The organism is Marinobacter litoralis, from assembly GCF_016427555.1.
Lineage (GTDB): Bacteria > Pseudomonadota > Gammaproteobacteria > Pseudomonadales > Oleiphilaceae > Marinobacter > Marinobacter litoralis_A.
Window position 1 is genome coordinate 1,034,724 of record NZ_JAELVS010000001.1, and the last position, 15,838, is coordinate 1,050,561.

Annotated in this window: 16 protein-coding genes; 10 read left to right on the forward strand and 6 right to left on the reverse strand. The window is 56.7% G+C overall.

Annotation, left to right across the window (positions count from 1 at the left end; all coding sequences use genetic code 11):
• Positions 1 to 27 precede the first annotated feature (27 nt).
• The 5 genes from ercA to JAO79_RS04730 all read left to right on the forward strand — a co-directional run bounded on the left by ercA (position 28) and on the right by JAO79_RS04730 (position 5,240).
• Positions 28 to 1,191 carry an alcohol dehydrogenase-like regulatory protein ErcA gene (gene ercA, locus JAO79_RS04710; RefSeq protein WP_199005967.1) on the forward strand — a complete coding sequence of 388 codons (1,164 nt, stop codon included), beginning with the start codon at positions 28 to 30 and terminating at the stop codon, positions 1,189 to 1,191.
• On the forward strand, positions 1,175 to 2,929 hold the full coding sequence (locus tag JAO79_RS04715) for a NahK/ErcS family hybrid sensor histidine kinase/response regulator (RefSeq protein ID WP_199005968.1): 1,755 nt from the start codon (positions 1,175 to 1,177) through the stop codon (positions 2,927 to 2,929). Before ercA ends, JAO79_RS04715 begins: the two co-directional genes overlap by 17 nt.
• 86 nt (positions 2,930 to 3,015) lie before the next feature.
• Positions 3,016 to 3,303, forward strand: coding sequence for a hypothetical protein (locus JAO79_RS04720; RefSeq protein WP_199005969.1), 288 nt, complete (start codon positions 3,016 to 3,018; stop codon positions 3,301 to 3,303).
• A 53-nt stretch (positions 3,304 to 3,356) separates the two neighbouring features.
• The gene (locus tag JAO79_RS04725) at positions 3,357 to 4,733 is read left to right on the forward strand and encodes a class II fumarate hydratase (RefSeq protein ID WP_199005970.1); all 1,377 of its coding nucleotides are present in this window, start codon (positions 3,357 to 3,359) and stop codon (positions 4,731 to 4,733) included.
• Between the two features lie 6 nt (positions 4,734 to 4,739).
• Positions 4,740 to 5,240 (forward strand): CDP-archaeol synthase, encoded by a 501-nt coding sequence (locus JAO79_RS04730; RefSeq protein ID WP_227664323.1) that lies wholly within the window; start codon positions 4,740 to 4,742, stop codon positions 5,238 to 5,240.
• A 3-nt stretch (positions 5,241 to 5,243) separates the two neighbouring features.
• On the opposite strand, the gene JAO79_RS04735 is transcribed toward JAO79_RS04730, so the two are convergent.
• Entirely contained in the window at positions 5,244 to 6,218 is a 975-nt protein-coding gene (locus tag JAO79_RS04735; protein ID WP_199005971.1) for a metallophosphoesterase, read from the reverse strand.
• A gap of 137 nt (positions 6,219 to 6,355) precedes the next feature.
• Between JAO79_RS04735 and chrA the strand changes: the two genes are divergently transcribed.
• The 4 genes from chrA (at position 6,356) to JAO79_RS04755 (ending at position 9,562) form a co-directional block, all read left to right on the forward strand.
• Positions 6,356 to 7,534: a chromate efflux transporter gene (gene chrA / locus JAO79_RS04740; RefSeq protein WP_199005972.1), complete on the forward strand. Its 1,179-nt coding sequence runs from the start codon at positions 6,356 to 6,358 to the stop codon at positions 7,532 to 7,534.
• Between the two features lie 15 nt (positions 7,535 to 7,549).
• Positions 7,550 to 8,200 (forward strand): peptide-methionine (S)-S-oxide reductase MsrA, encoded by a 651-nt coding sequence (gene msrA, locus JAO79_RS04745; RefSeq protein WP_199005973.1) that lies wholly within the window; start codon positions 7,550 to 7,552, stop codon positions 8,198 to 8,200.
• A 10-nt stretch (positions 8,201 to 8,210) separates the two neighbouring features.
• A complete protein-coding gene (msrB, locus tag JAO79_RS04750) occupies positions 8,211 to 8,636 on the forward strand; it encodes a peptide-methionine (R)-S-oxide reductase MsrB (RefSeq protein ID WP_199005974.1) in 426 nt (141 codons plus the stop codon).
• A gap of 161 nt (positions 8,637 to 8,797) precedes the next feature.
• Positions 8,798 to 9,562 carry a lysophospholipid acyltransferase family protein gene (locus tag JAO79_RS04755; RefSeq protein ID WP_199005975.1) on the forward strand — a complete coding sequence of 255 codons (765 nt, stop codon included), beginning with the start codon at positions 8,798 to 8,800 and terminating at the stop codon, positions 9,560 to 9,562.
• A gap of 25 nt (positions 9,563 to 9,587) precedes the next feature.
• On the opposite strand, the gene JAO79_RS04760 is transcribed toward JAO79_RS04755, so the two are convergent.
• Positions 9,588 to 10,565, reverse strand: a complete 978-nt coding sequence (locus JAO79_RS04760; protein WP_199005976.1) for a calcium/sodium antiporter — start codon at positions 10,563 to 10,565, stop codon at positions 9,588 to 9,590.
• A 422-nt stretch (positions 10,566 to 10,987) separates the two neighbouring features.
• Between JAO79_RS04760 and mqo the strand changes: the two genes are divergently transcribed.
• On the forward strand, positions 10,988 to 12,469 hold the full coding sequence (gene mqo, locus JAO79_RS04765) for a malate dehydrogenase (quinone) (protein WP_199005977.1): 1,482 nt from the start codon (positions 10,988 to 10,990) through the stop codon (positions 12,467 to 12,469).
• 64 nt (positions 12,470 to 12,533) lie between these two features.
• Here the strand turns inward: mqo and JAO79_RS04770 are convergent, their stop codons facing one another.
• The 4 genes from JAO79_RS04770 to JAO79_RS04785 form a co-directional block, all read right to left on the reverse strand.
• Positions 12,534 to 12,779, reverse strand: coding sequence for a hypothetical protein (locus JAO79_RS04770; protein WP_114334563.1), 246 nt, complete (start codon positions 12,777 to 12,779; stop codon positions 12,534 to 12,536).
• A gap of 156 nt (positions 12,780 to 12,935) precedes the next feature.
• On the reverse strand, positions 12,936 to 13,313 hold the full coding sequence (locus tag JAO79_RS04775) for a RidA family protein (RefSeq protein WP_199005978.1): 378 nt from the start codon (positions 13,311 to 13,313) through the stop codon (positions 12,936 to 12,938).
• Between the two features lie 9 nt (positions 13,314 to 13,322).
• Complete coding sequence (locus tag JAO79_RS04780) at positions 13,323 to 14,090, reverse strand: DUF3726 domain-containing protein (RefSeq protein WP_199005979.1); 768 nt, start codon at positions 14,088 to 14,090, stop codon at positions 13,323 to 13,325.
• On the reverse strand, positions 14,087 to 15,829 hold the full coding sequence (locus JAO79_RS04785) for a hypothetical protein (RefSeq protein WP_199005980.1): 1,743 nt from the start codon (positions 15,827 to 15,829) through the stop codon (positions 14,087 to 14,089). The genes JAO79_RS04780 and JAO79_RS04785 overlap by 4 nt, the downstream gene beginning before the upstream one ends.
• Positions 15,830 to 15,838: the final 9 nt, after the last annotated feature.

A 15,838-nucleotide genomic window follows, 5' to 3' on the forward strand; every position in this document is an offset into this window, starting at 1 on the left:
AACAACAACTGAGTTGGTAAGGCCGCCATGAGTTATGACATTTCGTCCCTTCGCAAGTTTGTTTCCCCTGAAATTGTATTTGGCGCCGGTTCCCGGCGATCGGTCGCGAACTTCGCCGCCAACTATGGCGCGAGACACGTTTTTCTGGTGTCCGATCCGGGTGTGCAAGCTGCGGGTTGGGTGCGCGAGATAGAGGCGTTGCTGGCAGAAGCCGGGCTTGAAAGTACAACCTTCACGGCCATTTCACCCAATCCGAAAGTGGATGAGGTGATGTCGGGGGCTGAGCTCTATCAGGCCAATCAATGCGACGTAATTGTCGCCATCGGCGGCGGTAGCCCAATGGATTGTGCCAAAGGCATAGGCATTGTCGCGACTCACGGGCGCAATATTCTGGAATTCGAAGGCGTGGACACCATTACCAATCCGCCGCCGCCGCTTATCCTGATTCCTACCACCGCCGGCACGTCGGCGGATGTCTCTCAGTTCGCCATCATTTCGGATCCGGATCGTCGTTTCAAGTTTTCCATCATCAGCAAAGCTGTGGTTCCGGATGTGTCCCTGATCGACCCGGAAGTGACGGAAACGATGAGCGCGTATCTCACCGCCTGCACCGGCGTAGATGCCCTGGTCCACGCGATTGAAGCGTTTGTGTCTACAGGCAGCGGGCCGCTCACCGATACCCATGCCCTGGAAGCCATTCGGCTGATTAATCGCAACCTCGAGCCTTTGGTGGCCAGTCCGGCGGATCCGGTGCTCAGGGAACAGATTATGCTGGCGTCCATGCAGGCGGGCCTGGCGTTTTCCAACGCGATTCTTGGCGCCGTGCATGCCATGTCTCATAGCTTGGGCGGTTTTCTCGATCTGCCGCACGGATTGTGCAATGCGCTTTTGCTGGAGCATGTTGTTGGTTATAACTTTGCCTCGGCGGAGGATCGCTTTCGCCGAGTGGCTGAGGCGATGGATATCGATACCCGTGGTATGGCCAATGCGCTGGTCAAAAAGCGTTTGATGGCCAGAATTATCGAGCTCAAGAAAACGCTGGGTTTGGAGGCACGATTGCAAGAGTTGGGCGTGAGCGTGTCTGACATTCCTTATCTGTCAGGTTATGCACTAAAGGACCCCTGCATACTGACCAATCCGCGCAAGTCGTCCCTGAGGGACGTTCAGGTGGTCTATGAAGAAGCCCTCTGACAATGATCCGAACGAGTACGGCATAGGGGATTTGCTGGGTTTAGGGCGTCAATCTGTCCGGAAAAATTACTACCCTGCGTTGCAACAGCGAATTGACGAACTCGAACAGGAACGGAACCGGTACAAGTGGCTGTTCGAGAATGCGCTCCACGGCATTTTTCAAGCCAACCTCAGAGGCGGTTTTTTGGCCTGTAATCCTGCCATGGCACGCATCTGTGGATACGACAGCGCGGAGCAGCTGCAAAATCGTATTATCCGTTTGAGGGAGCAGCTGTTCTTTAGCGCTTCGGAATTTGACGTGCTTCGTCAGGAGCTACTGGACCGGGGCAGTCTGAATGCGCGGGAAACCCGGTTTCGGCGCGCGGACCAGAGTCCGGTGGATGTAGCTATTACCATGTTGCGGCGGCCCGACCTGGGGCCGGAAGTTGTTGAAACCTTCGTTGCTGATATTTCTGAGCGAGTTCATGCCCGCCAAAGGCTCGAACAGTTAAATGCAGAGCTGGAACATCGGGTTCTGGAACGCACCGAAGCGTTGCAGAACGCCAACGTTGATTTGCGGTATCAGATTGAAGAGCGTGAAAAAATAGAGAAGGAACTGGTGGTTGCCAAGGAATCCGCGGAAGAGGCCAATCGTAGCAAAGACAAGTATCTGGCAGCGGCCAGCCACGATCTGCTGCAGCCATTGAATGCCGCGCGTTTGATGGTGTCGGCGCTTCAGGAAAGCTCCCTGCCGGAGAAAGAAGGGCGTATGGTTCGGCAAGCGCACCGAGCGTTGGAGGGGGCAGAAGAGCTGCTGGCGGATCTCCTCGATATCTCCAAGTTGGACCAGCAGGCAATGAACCCAGACTTCATTCATCTCGATATCGACGAGCTGGTGCGGGATCTGGGGGAAGAGTTTGTCGCCGTGGCCACCAACTCGGGGCTGGAGTTTCGTATCCGAAGCACCTCTGCTGTGGTGCGCACCGATCAGCGCATGCTGGCTCGCATTATCCGGAACCTTTTAAGCAACGCGTTCCGCTATACGCAGCAAGGCGGCGTTTTGTTAGCTGTGAGGGTTCGGAGTGAATGTGTGCGGCTGGAAGTCTGGGACACCGGTGTGGGGATCGCGCCCGAAAAACTTAAGGATATTTTTGCCGAGTTCCATCAGGTGCTGCCGAACGGTGCTGGTGGGCGCCAAGGCGCGGGCCTTGGGCTGGCTATTGTGGAGCGTATGGTGGGTGTGTTGGGGTGTCAAATCGATGTGGTGTCCGCGTTAGGCCGGGGCTCGCGTTTCACGTTGACGCTGCCGCTAACCACCGCGGCCCGGTTTGAAAAGACTCGGCAGCCAGCTGCCTTCTCTGCATTGCGTGAAGGCTTTGATGGCGCTTTGGTATTGGTCATCGATAATGAGCCTTCGGTGCTCGAAAGTATGCAGGCGCTCTTGGAGCGCTGGGGCTGCGAAGTCATGGCTGTACAAGGCCGGGATGAGGCGTTGTCGGAACTTGCCCGAACCGGAAAATGCCCTAAAGCTATCCTGGCGGATTACCATCTGGACGATGAAAAGACGGGATTTGATGCCATTCATCAAGTGCGAAAGTATCTGGGGCAGGATGTGCCCGGCGCGATCGTTACGGCAGATCGAAGCGATGAGGTTCGGACCCTGTTACGGGCGCAGTATCTGCCTGTCTTGAATAAACCCGTTAAACCGAATCGTTTGAGAGCGTTGCTCACCAGTTTCGTCACAACGTTGTCCACCTGACGGGCGGTTCGTCGTGCGGGCAGTAATCTTATTCGAGGCTGCATAGCGACTACACTGATAGAAAGCATCATTTGTAGGAGCGGCATATGTCAACGGAGAACAGCAGTCTCACCAACCACGAAGTCACCGTCTGCCTTGCTGGCGGCGCCGTGCTGGGCCCGTACAACGCTACCTGGAGCCAGAATGAAGGTGGCGATGTGCGGGAGCTGGTACGAGAGTACGATGCGTTTCTGCAGGGGGAGAAGCAGCGACGTTTCAAATTTCATCTGCACGATACATACACCTTGACGGTGCACACCTTGATTCTCAACTTTGAGCAAGTCACCGGTATTTGCGACCATGTCCGGTTAAAGTCACCGGCACGCGGAGGCTAAGTTCAGGCTCGTGTGCAGATAAAGAATGGCACAGCATAAAGAGGGAGGGTGTGATGAGCGATTACCGTGTGGAAAAGGACAGCTTGGGTGAGGTGATGGTTCCCGCCAATGCGCTTTGGGGAGCACAGACCCAGCGGGCCATTGATAACTTTCCCGTGAGCGGCCAGCCCATGCCCGCGAGCTTTATCAAAGCCCTGGCGCAGGTTAAGCGTGCTGCTGCCCAGGCCAATGCGTCACTGGGACTGCTGGACGGGGAGCGTCGTGATGCCATTGCCGATGCTTGCGAGAAGCTGATCCTGGGCGAGTACGCCGACCAGTTCCCGATCGACCGCTACCAGACCGGGTCGGGCACCAGTACCAATATGAATCTGAACGAGGTCCTCGCCTCGATTGCCGCCAAGCAGGGGCACGAGATTCATCCGAACGATCACGTCAACATGAGCCAAAGCTCTAATGATGTGATACCAACCGCCATCCATGTGAGCTCATTGCTGGCGGTCAAAGGCCAGTTGCTGCCGGCGCTGTCGCACCTTCAGGGTGTGATTTACGAACGCGAAGCGGAATTCAGCAAGCAGGTGAAAACCGGCAGAACCCATCTGATGGATGCCATGCCGGTGACGCTCGGCCAGGAGTTGAGAACCTGGCGTGAACAACTGGCAGCGGCTGAAAAGCGTCTGGAATCAGTGCTTGATGACTTGGCGTATTTGCCGCAGGGCGGAACGGCGGTGGGCACCGGTGTGAATGCTGCGTCGGAGTTTGCCAAGCAATTTGTCAAGTTTCTGAAAACGAATACCGGCTTTTCGTTCAAATCCCTCGAGCACAAGTTTGTCGGCATCAGCGCGGTGGATGCACCTTTGTCGTTGTCGGCCCAACTGCGGGGCGTGGCGGTGGTACTTACCAAAATTGCGAACGATCTGCGCTGGATGAACAGCGGTCCTATTCATGGCTTGGCTGAAATCAGCCTGCCGGCGTTGCAGCCGGGCAGCAGCATTATGCCCGGCAAGGTGAACCCGGTAATCCCGGAATCCGTGGCCATGGCTTCGGCTCAGGTGATGGGGTTGGACGCCGCTGTGGCCATCGCCGGCCAGTCCGGTAATTTCCAGCTCAATGTCATGCTGCCGCTGGTGGCGGGAAACCTGTTGGACATGATTCAGCTGATGACGGGTGCCGCGGGTATTCTGGCGGATAAATCGATTCAGGGCTTTACCGTCAATGCCGACCATTTGAGTGATGGGGTCAGCCGTAACCCGGTGCTGGTGACGGCGCTGAATCCGGAGATTGGCTACGCCCTGGCATCCGAGATTGCCAAAGAGGCCTACAGCACCGGGCGCCCGGTGATCGACGTGGCCGAAGAACGAAGTGGATTGAGTCGTGAGCGGCTGGAAGAGCTCATGGACCCACTGAAATTGACCCGTGGAGGTCTTGCCTGAGCAAACATGGCCGGAGGTGAGTTCTTGTTGTTATCGCTGGAACTCTTTGTGTTGTTGGTGCTGGCCAACGGGGTTCCGGTGGTTGTGGCCCGGCTGCTGCCGAATAATACGGACTGGCCGGTGGATGCCGGCCGGACGTGGTCAGATGGCCGGCCGCTGCTCGGGCCGAGTAAAACCTGGCGAGGCCTTGTCTCTGGCACGTTAGCGTGCGCATTGTTTGCACTCTGGTTGGATCTTGGGTGGCTGTTTGGTGCCCTGTTTGGCGCATTGTCTTTGTTCGGGGATCTGCTCAGCAGCTTCGTGAAAAGGCGGATTGGTATGGATTCCAGTGCCCGGGCGGTGTGGCTTGATCAGCTCCCGGAGGCCGCGTTACCCATGCTCATGGCCTGGTTCTGGTTTCCGCTACCATTTTGGGAAATTGCGGCAATTGCGGTTCTTTTCGCTTTATCCAACATGCTGTTCTCACCTCTGCTTTACCGCTTGGGTATCCGCAAGCAGCCACACTGAAGCCTAGCCCGGCCCTCGCGTCAGAGTATGCAGCGTGATCTCCGGCGGGCAATTCAGGCGAACATTCAAAACTGACGTGCCGGCTCCTGGCGAGGTATAGCCCTGCATACCGTTCACACGCCAGAATCCCCGCCCGAGATGGCGAGGGCAATCGGAATCCAGTGTCACAGGAATACCGCCGGGCAAACAGAGCTGGCCGCCGTGGGTATGGCCGCACAGGAACAGGTCGTAACCGGCATGGGCCGCCTCACGCCAGACTTCAGGGGTATGGCTGAGTAACAGGCTCACGCCACCGACCGGAATGTCATCGCCGGCTTTGTGCAGGTTGTGGGCCTTGTAGTAATGGGCGTCGTCAATGCCCGCCAAATAAAGAGTGTCTCCGCAGCGTTCCAGCGGTGTCATCTCGTTCAACAGCAATCGATAGCCCATGTCTTCCAGCGCAGGCACCATACGCACACTGTCATGGTTTCCCAGTACCGCGTAGGCCTCGCCCCGGATGGATTCGCGCAGGCTGGCCATGCCTTCCAGAGACGCTTCAATCGGCCCCCAGGTGAGCTGGCGATAATCGCCGGTGAGCACGCAGATATCGTAGTCCACGGATTGAATCTGCCGGATAACGGCCTGCAGGTTCTGTTCGTCCATGTCCACGTGCAGATCGGTCAGGTGGAGAATCCGAAAGCCCTCAAATGCAGGCGGCAGGTTAGCAACGGTGAATGTATTAGAGACGGTGCGAAGTTTGCGGCTGTTGGCCTGTGCCCGGCCATACAGGCCAATGGCTTTGAGGCAAAAACGGATCAATCGCGGGGCGTTAGCAAGGTTTTCCAGATGAAACGAGCGCTTATCCCGGCCCAACAGCAGGGCTTCCGACTCCTGCTCGATACCCAGGCGCTGGCGGGCGTGAACCGGCCCTAGTCGCAGGCTCAGACGGTAGAGTAATAGCTCTTCCTGATTCTTGGGTTCGCGAACCTTCGCTGTCATGCTGATTCCCTGATGCCGAGTGGGACCTTATGCTGACCCCTGATGTCATTATGGTTGGTCGCTGGGCATCTGCAACTGTCGCGATACAATGTTCATGTTTATCGAAGATGTATCCGGAAGCTATCGGGAGATGGGCAATGACAGAAGCAGTCTCGTCTGATTCTGAGTCGGGCTGGCAGATTTTCAAAATATTTCTGCGTTTGGGGCTGACCTCATTTGGGGGGCCGGCTGCGCACCTTGGTTTTTTTCACGACGAGTTTGTTGCCCGGCGAAAATGGCTGTCCGCTGAGGCCTTTGGTGAGGTCGTGGCGTTGTGTCAGCTGCTGCCCGGGCCTGCGTCCAGTCAGGTAGGCTTGACCATTGGATTGCTGCGCGGGCGCTACCGGGGCGCCTTGGCCGCTTGGTTGGGATTCACCCTGCCGTCAGCGCTGTTAATGACTTTGTTCGCGTTCGGGCTTACGTTCTGGCCAGAAGCCGGTTCCGGTGGTTGGGTGCACGGGTTGAAACTCTTTGTTGTTGCCGTGGTCGCGCAGGCTGTCTGGCAGATGGGGCGAACACTCTGTCCCGATCAGCCACGACGGGTGATCGCACTGCTGGTGGCGAGTGCCTTGTTGTGGGTTGGTACGGCCTGGGTGCAACTCTTACTGTTGGCACTGGCGGGGTTGGCTGGAGTGAGTTTGAGCCTGAGCTCAGGCAAGGCGGTTGAGCCGATGACGGTCGGGTTACAGGTTCGCAAGCCCTGGCTGTTTGCAGCGTTATTTGCCTGCCTGTTGGTGTTTTCGTTTCTGCCGTTGACCCCGGGGTCTTTGGCCTGGGTTGGGGCAGAGCTGTATAAAGCCGGAGCACTGGTGTTTGGCGGTGGGCATGTGGTCTTGCCTTGGCTGCAGGAGGGGTTTGTCGAAACCGGGCAGATGCCTGCGGATACCTTCCTGGCAGGTTACGGGGCGGCGCAGGCAGTACCAGGCCCGTTGTTTACCTTTTCCGCGTTTCTAGGCGGGGTCGAAGCGGGTATGCCGGGTGCGGTGACTGCGGTACTGGCAGTGTTTTTGCCCGGAACCCTTTTGGTGTTTGCCGGTCTGCCATTGTGGCGCTGGGTACGAAAGCATTCAACGGCACGTGCGGCGCTTGCGGGTGTTAACGCCGGTGTGGTTGGCCTGCTTCTGGCTGCACTGTACGACCCGGTGTGGACCTCTGCTGTGGAAGGTTCGGTGGATTTTGCAATGGCTCTGCTGTTTTGGCTGGCGTTAGCTGTCCTGCGCTGGCCCGTTTGGGGCCTTGCCCCGGTAAGTGCCATACTGGGTGTAGTCTTTTTTTGATGAAAGGATAAGATGATGAGCGAAGCATGCAACATCCCGGGGCTGAATGTGCCCCGTAGCCGGTTTCCGACGCCGGACCATGAATTACAGGAAAGCGAAGGCAGCGCTCATGTTGTTTTGGCCGGAGGCTGCTTCTGGTGTGTCGAAGCGGTATTCCTCGCCATCGACGGCGTAACCCGGGTGGAATCCGGTTACGCAGGAGGCTCAGCTGAAACGGCCAATTACGAAGCTGTCTGCACAGGATCAACCGGACATGCGGAAGTCATCGATGTGCACTACGACCCGGCTAAAGTCGGTTTTGGCGAATTGTTGAGGGTGTTTTTCTCGGTAGCTCATGACCCAACGCAGCTGAACCGACAGGGGAACGATGTGGGTACCCAGTATCGGTCAGCCGTGTTTTATGAAACCGAAGCGCAAAAAGCCCTAACCGAAGCTTACATTCAACAACTGAATGAGTCGGGCGTCTATTCCGCGCCGGTTGTGACAACGGTGGAACCTCTTGACGCCTTCTATCCGGCAGAGGCCCATCATCAGAACTTTGCTGCCCGTAACCCTTGGCAGCCGTACATTATGGCCGTTGCCGCACCGAAAATGGATAAGCTGGCCGCTGCCTGGCCTGACCGACTTAAACCCGAATTCAGTCAGGATGACCCTGACCTCGCGTGAGGAGAACCCTATGAGTAAGTCTGCCGCAGGCTATGACGTAACGCCTTTGAGCAAAGCCGAGGTTGAAGAGAAGGCTGCCGGACTGAGCGCCGAAGAAAAGCGGGTGCTGCTGGATCACGGCACCGAACACCCGTTTTGCGGTACCTTGCTGGATAACAAAAAAACCGGCGTTTACCACTGCCGTCTGTGTGATCTCCCGTTATTCGGCTCCGATGCCAAGTTTGATTCAGGCACCGGCTGGCCGAGTTTCTTCCAGCCGTTTGACCCCGACCACCTTCGTTATATCGAAGACACCAGCCTGGGCATGACCCGCACGGAAATTCGATGTGCCCGCTGCGACAGCCATCAAGGGCACGTGTTTCCGGACGGCCCGCCGCCCACCGGGCAACGATATTGTCTGAATTCCATTTCCATGGTATTTCACGAAAACGAGTAATTGCATCTTCGGCAGTGCTTCGGCGCTGCCGGCATGGCATGCCCTCGCAACAGAGCTGTTTCCTGCCTCAGCTAAGACCTTTGTGCGTTATCCCGAAAATAGCCGAGCCGATATAATCAGGCGTATGTATTCGCTGTTTGCCTACGGGAAAGGTGTATCTGATGAATCGTCTGAAATTGAGTCCCCTAACCGAATCAGCAACGTTGTTGCGCCGCATCGCGGTGGTATTGGGATCAGTGGGTTTGACCGCCATCTACTCGCTGTTGATTTTGCTGCGTGCGTTGTTCGGCAAACTGAACCGGCCGATTGTGGATAAGTATTGCCGGGAGTGGTCGGCAACCTTGCTGAAATTGGTTCGGGCCAGTCTGACGGTTCGGGGCGAAGTGCCGGATTTCAACGATGGCCGCCGCTACATCATCATGTGCACCCATGCCAGCCATTACGACATACCCATCAGTTTTGTATCGCTGCCGGGCTCGATTCGAATGCTGTCGAAGCAGGAATTGTCTCGTATTCCTCTGCTCGGGCAGGCTATGGCGGCGGCGGAATTTCCGTGGATCAACCGCTCTAACCGCGCCGAGGCTGTCAGAGATTTGCAAAAAGCCAGAGCGATGATGGAAAGCGGCATTGTGCTTTGGGCTGCACCCGAGGGTACCCGTTCTCCGGATGGTCGGCTGTTGCCTTTCAAGAAAGGCTGCTTTCATTTGGCCTTTGATACCGAAGCGGTCATCGTGCCGGTGGCCATTCGAGGTGTGCACAAGGTTCTGCCGGCGCGGAGTCTTCAGATTAATCTGGGCCAGCCGGTGGATGTCAGGGTAGGTGCCGCCATTGATACGGCCGGCAAGAGCAAAGACGAACTGCCGGAGGTGATGGAGCAGGTAAGGGCGCGCATGCTGGAGTTACTGGGTGACGGTGAGCCCGAGTAGGGCTCGCCGTTACCCATAAGAGGAATCAGGCGGCAGCAACCACTGTGGACAACAGGTAGCCCGTGTAAGCCACGTAGACGGTTACCAGCAGAACACCATCGACTCGTGAGATCAGCTTTCGCCAGCCAGTGATGCCGAAACCCATCACCAGCAATGCGAGGGTCAAACCGAGCATCAGGGTCCAGTCCCGATACAGCACTTCGGGGTCAACCGACAGAGGTTGAATAGCGGCTGCCAGCCCCACCACTGCCAAGGTGTTGAAGATACCAGAGCCCAGAATATTGCCGAGAATGAGATCATGCTCGTTCTTTTTCACCGCGGCGATGGCAGAAGCCAGCTCGGGCAGCGAGGTGCCAATGGCAACAATGGTCAGGCCGATCACCAGATCACTGATGCCCAGAGCCTGTGCGATGCTGACCGCACCCCAGACCAGCATACGGGAGCTTGCGACGAGTAAAATCAGCCCGACCACCAGCCAGATAATCGCGTGTTTCATCGGCATGGGATGGCTAATCAGCTCGGAGTCTACGCCCTCCGCGAGCGGATCCTCTTTACCTTGATAGCCCTGATAGATCGACCAGCCCATGACCGCGGCGAACACCGCCAGCAAAACCCAGCCATCCAGCCGCGACAGCTCGCCATCCAATAACTGAACGCCCGCGATCAGTGTCAACACCACCAGCAAAGGAAGCTCCTTGCGGATGACCTGCGAGTGCACCGCAATGGGCGCAATCAGGGCGGTGAGGCCCACGATCAGTGCAATGTTGGTGATGTTTGAACCGTAGCCGTTACCGAGTGCCAGGCCGGGGTTGCCATCGGAAGCGGCCATGGCCGACACGGCAAGTTCCGGTGCGGAGGTGCCAAAACCGATGATCACCATACCGATCAGCAAGGCGGGCATGCCTAAATGCTTGGCTGTAGCTGCCGCACCTTCAACGAATTTGTCCGCACTCCAGACCAGTAAAATCAGCCCCAGAATAATGGCGCCAATAGCCATTAACATAGAAAAACCTCGATTCAAATGTCAGATCACTGCGCGCGTACTGCGGGCAAAGTATGGATGGCGCACAAGATACAGCAAGTCTGTATTTCAGGTCAGCCCCGGAAGTGCAGGATTTTCGGATATAAGCAATGATCCGCATTAACATGCGCTCAGTATCAGACTAAAGTGGCGCTGTTATTGTTAACAAAAGGCGAGAGAATCGCGCCTTGTAACAATCTTCAGCCCGGCTGACATGTTCCAAAGCAATTTGCATGCAGTTGGCAAACGCAATTTATTATTTCGGCAAAAAACGGGATAATGCGCGCAAATTCGACAGGAAGCACAAGGCTGCGCCCTTTACCTCGCGCAGTGACGGCTTTCGACAGACCGCTTTGCTGATCGTGGAGCGGTTCCAAGCTCAACACTAGCTAAGGTGGGAATCAATGGCCGTTAGACAGGCAGATGTAGTGCTGGTCGGTGGGGGCGTCATGAGCGCAACCCTCGGCGTGATGCTCAAGCAGCTTGATCCGTCTCTGGATATTGTCATGCTGGAGCGCCTGGACCACGTTGCTCACGAGAGCACAGATGGATGGAACAACGCAGGCACGGGCCATGCGGGTTACTGTGAACTGAACTACACACCTGAAACGGACGATGGCGACGTAGAAATCGCGCGAGCGCTGCAGATCAACGCGCAGTTCGAAGTATCGTTGCAGCTTTGGTCTTACCTCGTTGAGCAGGGCATTCTGCCCGAACCGACCTCTTTTATTAACCGCACGCCGCACCAGAGCTTTGTCTGGGGCGAAGAAAACGTGGCTTTTCTGAAACGCCGCTATGAGCGCCTGAAAGACCATCACCTGTTCCGGGAAATGGAGTACACCGAGAGTCCGAAGGAACTGGAAGAGTGGATGCCATTGGTGGTGGGCAACCGCAATCCGATGGAAAAAGTCGCGGCGACTCGCATCAAACATGGCTCGGATGTGGATTTTGGCTCTCTGACCCGGAGCATGGTCAAGTGGCTGGAAGCCCAGCCTAACTTTGAGTTGATGGTCAACTCACCGGTTTACTACATCGATCAGCGCGACAACGGCCGTTGGAAACTGCGTGTCAAAAACCAGAAAACCGGCGAAACCACCAAGCTGGAAGCCGGTTTCGTCTTCCTGGGCGCCGGTGGTGGCGCGCTGCCGCTGTTGCAAAAGTCCGGCATTGATGAAGCGCGCGGATACGGTGGCTTCCCGGTCAGTGGCCAGTGGCTGGTGTGCCAGAAGCCGGAAATTGTTAACCAGCACCACTCCAAGGTGTATGGCAAAGCGCCGATTGGTGCGCCCCCCATGTCGGTTCCGCATCTGGATACCCGTATTATTAACGGCGAGCCGGCTTTGCTTTTCGGGCCTTTTGCAGGCTTTACCACCCGATTCCTCAAGCAGGGCTCCATGTTTGATCTGTTCGGCTCGGTTCGGGCCACCAACCTGCGCCCGATGCTGTCGGTTGGTAAGAGCAACATGGACCTGACCCGCTATTTGATTGGGGAAGTGTTCCAGTCTCACGCAGACCGTGTGGAAGCGTTGCGCAACTTCTTCCCGGATGCGAAGGAAGAGGATTGGACCTTGCAGATGGCCGGCCAGCGCGTGCAGATCATCAAGCAAACCAAAGAAGGCGGTGGCAAGCTCGAGTTCGGTACGGAGATTGTGGCCGCAAAAGACGGTTCTCTGGCAGCCTTGCTGGGCGCATCTCCGGGCGCGTCCACGGCGGCAAACGCGATGTTGAACGTGCTGGAGCGCTGTTTCCCCGAAAAAATGCAGACCCAAGAGTGGCAGGAGCGCATGAGAACGCTGGTGCCGTCTTACGGTCAGTCATTGGTGGAAAACGAAGAGCTCCTGAACTCCGTTCGTGAGCGCACCCTGAAGACGCTTCAGTTGAACTGAGGCGTTCTGCCAGGCCCGATGCAGGGAAGCATCGGGCTTGTTGCGCAGATACCGTTTTGATTGATCAGAGTTGGCCGAAAGCCGCGTCGAAATCTTTGGCGGCCGCATCGGTAAACTCGAAGTTATTCCGAATATACCCCAGCGTCGCTTTTTCAGTGTCGGTTACGCCCTGCCCATCCTGGGCCGACTTGAACAAATCCGCCACCTCGTCTTTTGACAGTTTGCCTTCGCCCTTTCCCGTAGTGTGCTTGCGCGCGAGTTCCAGCAGTTCTTTTTCGTATTTTTGACCATCAATTGTTTCGTAAGCCATAGCTGAGCCAACCCCATTGAATAGTGATCGCAAGATGCCCGGAGCCTTGTGGCCCCGCTGCGGGCAGGCAAACGAACGCGAGCGTCCTACGGCAAGCCTGATCTATTTATACAAGCATAAGCTTTGGGGTTGCGCAAATAATGATCAGTCTCGCGGTTAGGGAACGACCGCATAAGCAACAATCTCGACCAGCATTTCCTCTCGGGCAAAGCCTGAAACGATGATGGCAGCGCGGTTCGGATAAGGCTCAGACACGAAGTCGGCGTACACGCGGTTCACTGTCGCCAGGTCTTCACGGTCGGTCACGTAGATCACCACCTGCGTGAGGTCGGACACCTGACTGCCTGCACTTTCCAGCGTGTGTTTCAGGTTGGCCAGCGTTTGAGTGATCTGGGCTTCAATGCCGCCTTCGACCACTTTGCCGTCGGCATCAATGGGGATTTGGGCCGTAAACAACAGGCCATTGCCGACCGTGGCCCACGCAAGCGGGGATTTCGAGGCGGGCAGGTTGGTGGTTACCGGATACGGGTTCATAGGAGCTCCTTAATCGTTGTCGTTGGTGCCGGCGCCAGCGCCTTGGCGTGAGTCTTCCGAGGATTCCACCAGCATCTTTGTTGCCAGCAGTTTGAGGCGATCCCAAAGTTCCTGATCCACCTCGATGCCGTCCACCAGTGACCGTTCGTGCCAGTCGAGCATGGCGGCTTGATTTTGCAGAATCAGATCATTGGCCGGCGCGTCGGGTTTCAGGTTGGGTAGCAGGTCCACGTGGTTCACCATCACCAGCGTGATGCCGTTATTGGGTTCGGTATCGTCGGGGATGGACGGCAGCCCGTACATGCAAATCTCGGGTTCGGCCTCGCCGGATTTAAAACTCACGATAATCTCGGTCAGTGGCTCGTGGGAATTGCGCCAGAACGCCGTCACGCTCATGCCGCGTCGCGCGATGCGAGACAAATAACCCACGATCAGCATGCGGTTGTGGCAATGGCGTATCTTGGTGACCGACAGCCCTCGGGCACGGCACTTGGCGTATCCCAATTCAATCGCCAGGCTGGCGTGGCCGAGCACGGTTTTGTTCTCGGCATCCACCACACATAAATCCGCATCCTGATAGATCAGCTTGGGCGGGTGGGATTTGTCTTCATTGAGCAGAAAATCCAGGCCCTTGCGCAGGGAAGTGACACCATCTAACCCATGAGCTTCCATCCAGGCCACCATATCCGCGGCATCGTTGGCGTCGCCTTCGTCAAAACCAATGGCGATGAAGGCTTTTCGGGACAGTCCCTGCAGTTCGTTGAACGAGACTTTCATAGGTGTTCACCTTGCACAGCGTGGTTGGTATCGAGGTTCGGTTCCACCGGGAAACCCCAGTCGTCCAGCTGTTCCAGTGAACGTCCCGGGCGGCAAAGTTCCCGCGCTAGCGGCGCGCCCTGGAACAGGGTAATGCGCACCCAACGGTCGGATTTCGGGTCAAAACGGCTGGCACCAAAAAACGAGAGCTTGGTGCGCAACAGGTGCATCGGCTTCATATTCCGGTGCCATAAGTTGGCGCGAATCTCGCCATACGGCGTTTCGCCCATGGTTTGAATGCGGCGCACACAATCTTTCTGGCCCGGGTGAGCCAGCAGGAATTCCACCACCATGGCGTTTGGATTGTTGGCAACAAACGGCTCAAGCTTGGCATAGCAGCGGCTGATGCGCGGGCCAATGGCCAGAGCCAGCTCTTTCTCGGCACCAGACTCGGCCCCTCGAACACCAAGCCGGGGCTCTTCTTTTTCAATGGAGCGGTACCAGAACCAATAATTGTCTTCGTGGCAGTCCTCACGGTAGTGCAGAGCCCATTCAAATTTTTGTTCGATCAGCGCTTTCAGCTGCCGGGCTTTCATATCTGGCTGCAGGTCCATCGATTCCTCGCAGCCGAGTTCATCGTCCAGTTTGTCCACCAGGTTCGGGTACAGTTCAATCAACAGAGTGTTGATGAGCTCCTGCGCCTCCAAAGAACATTGGCCTTCGGCCCAGGAAATCAGCTCTTCATACAGCCCGGGGTGTGCCAACGTTCGGTCGAGCCAATCAACGGTTTCGGCGATGGATTTGGCAGTGCTCTGGTTGCGCAGGGTTTGTTCCGGATCTTCTGTTTTAGTTTGTTGCAAGTGCGTGAGCGCGCGCGCCATCAACTCTCGCAGTTTGGCGTGTGTTTGTTCGGTAGCGGGTTTTTCCCGAACATAGGCGAGCGCCCGCTCCCGGGTATACACCCACTGCTGGATCAGCTGTGGGTGGTTGATCAGAAAAGGGGCCATACCCAGACCTGTGGAATTGCCAATGCCCAGATAACGCTCCAGTTCCGGGTGCAAAGGCACCGCCTGATCGGGGGCTTTAGCTCGGGCCAGATGATTGAGCTGATCAATCGAGAACTGACGCAGCACGTAGACGGCCAGCATTTGCGCCGCGAACGGCCGGTTGAAATCCGAGTTCCGCTGCAGCCGGGCGAAATCGGCAATGCCGAACTTGCCATTGCCGTAAACTGCTGTGGTGCGGTACAGATATCCGACCGCCGTCAGCCAGGCCGGATCGGGCTGTTGGCCGGCGGACAAGGCTTCGACAAACTGGCTGAAGTTGCGCAGGCTTTTATTGGCCCGGGAAAGCACCAATACCCGCGGGTGCTGCCGCCCCGCTTCTTGAAGCGGGACATTGGCTTCCATTTGTTCCAGCAACGAGTTTTCTACTTCGCCTTCTACCATGGCAAAGGTGACATCCCAGGCTTCGGCGATGACCCGGTCCGATCGCAGCTCTGCGGGCAGGTCCCGGCAGAAAATTACGCAGTGGTAGCAATTTTCCGGGGTGCTGATGCGATATACCGCCAGCCCGTGGCCTTGGCCATCCAGATCAAACTGTGTGTTGACCACCTGCCACCGTTCCGCAATCATTTTGCGCATCAACGACCGGACAAAGCTCAGCCGGCTGGCAAACATGCTGCCCAGTCGCTCCAGCTTCATCACATCACTGGCCGGGCGTAAGTTGTTGGGTACGGATGAAGAGGTTGCTGAAATCATGATGTCACC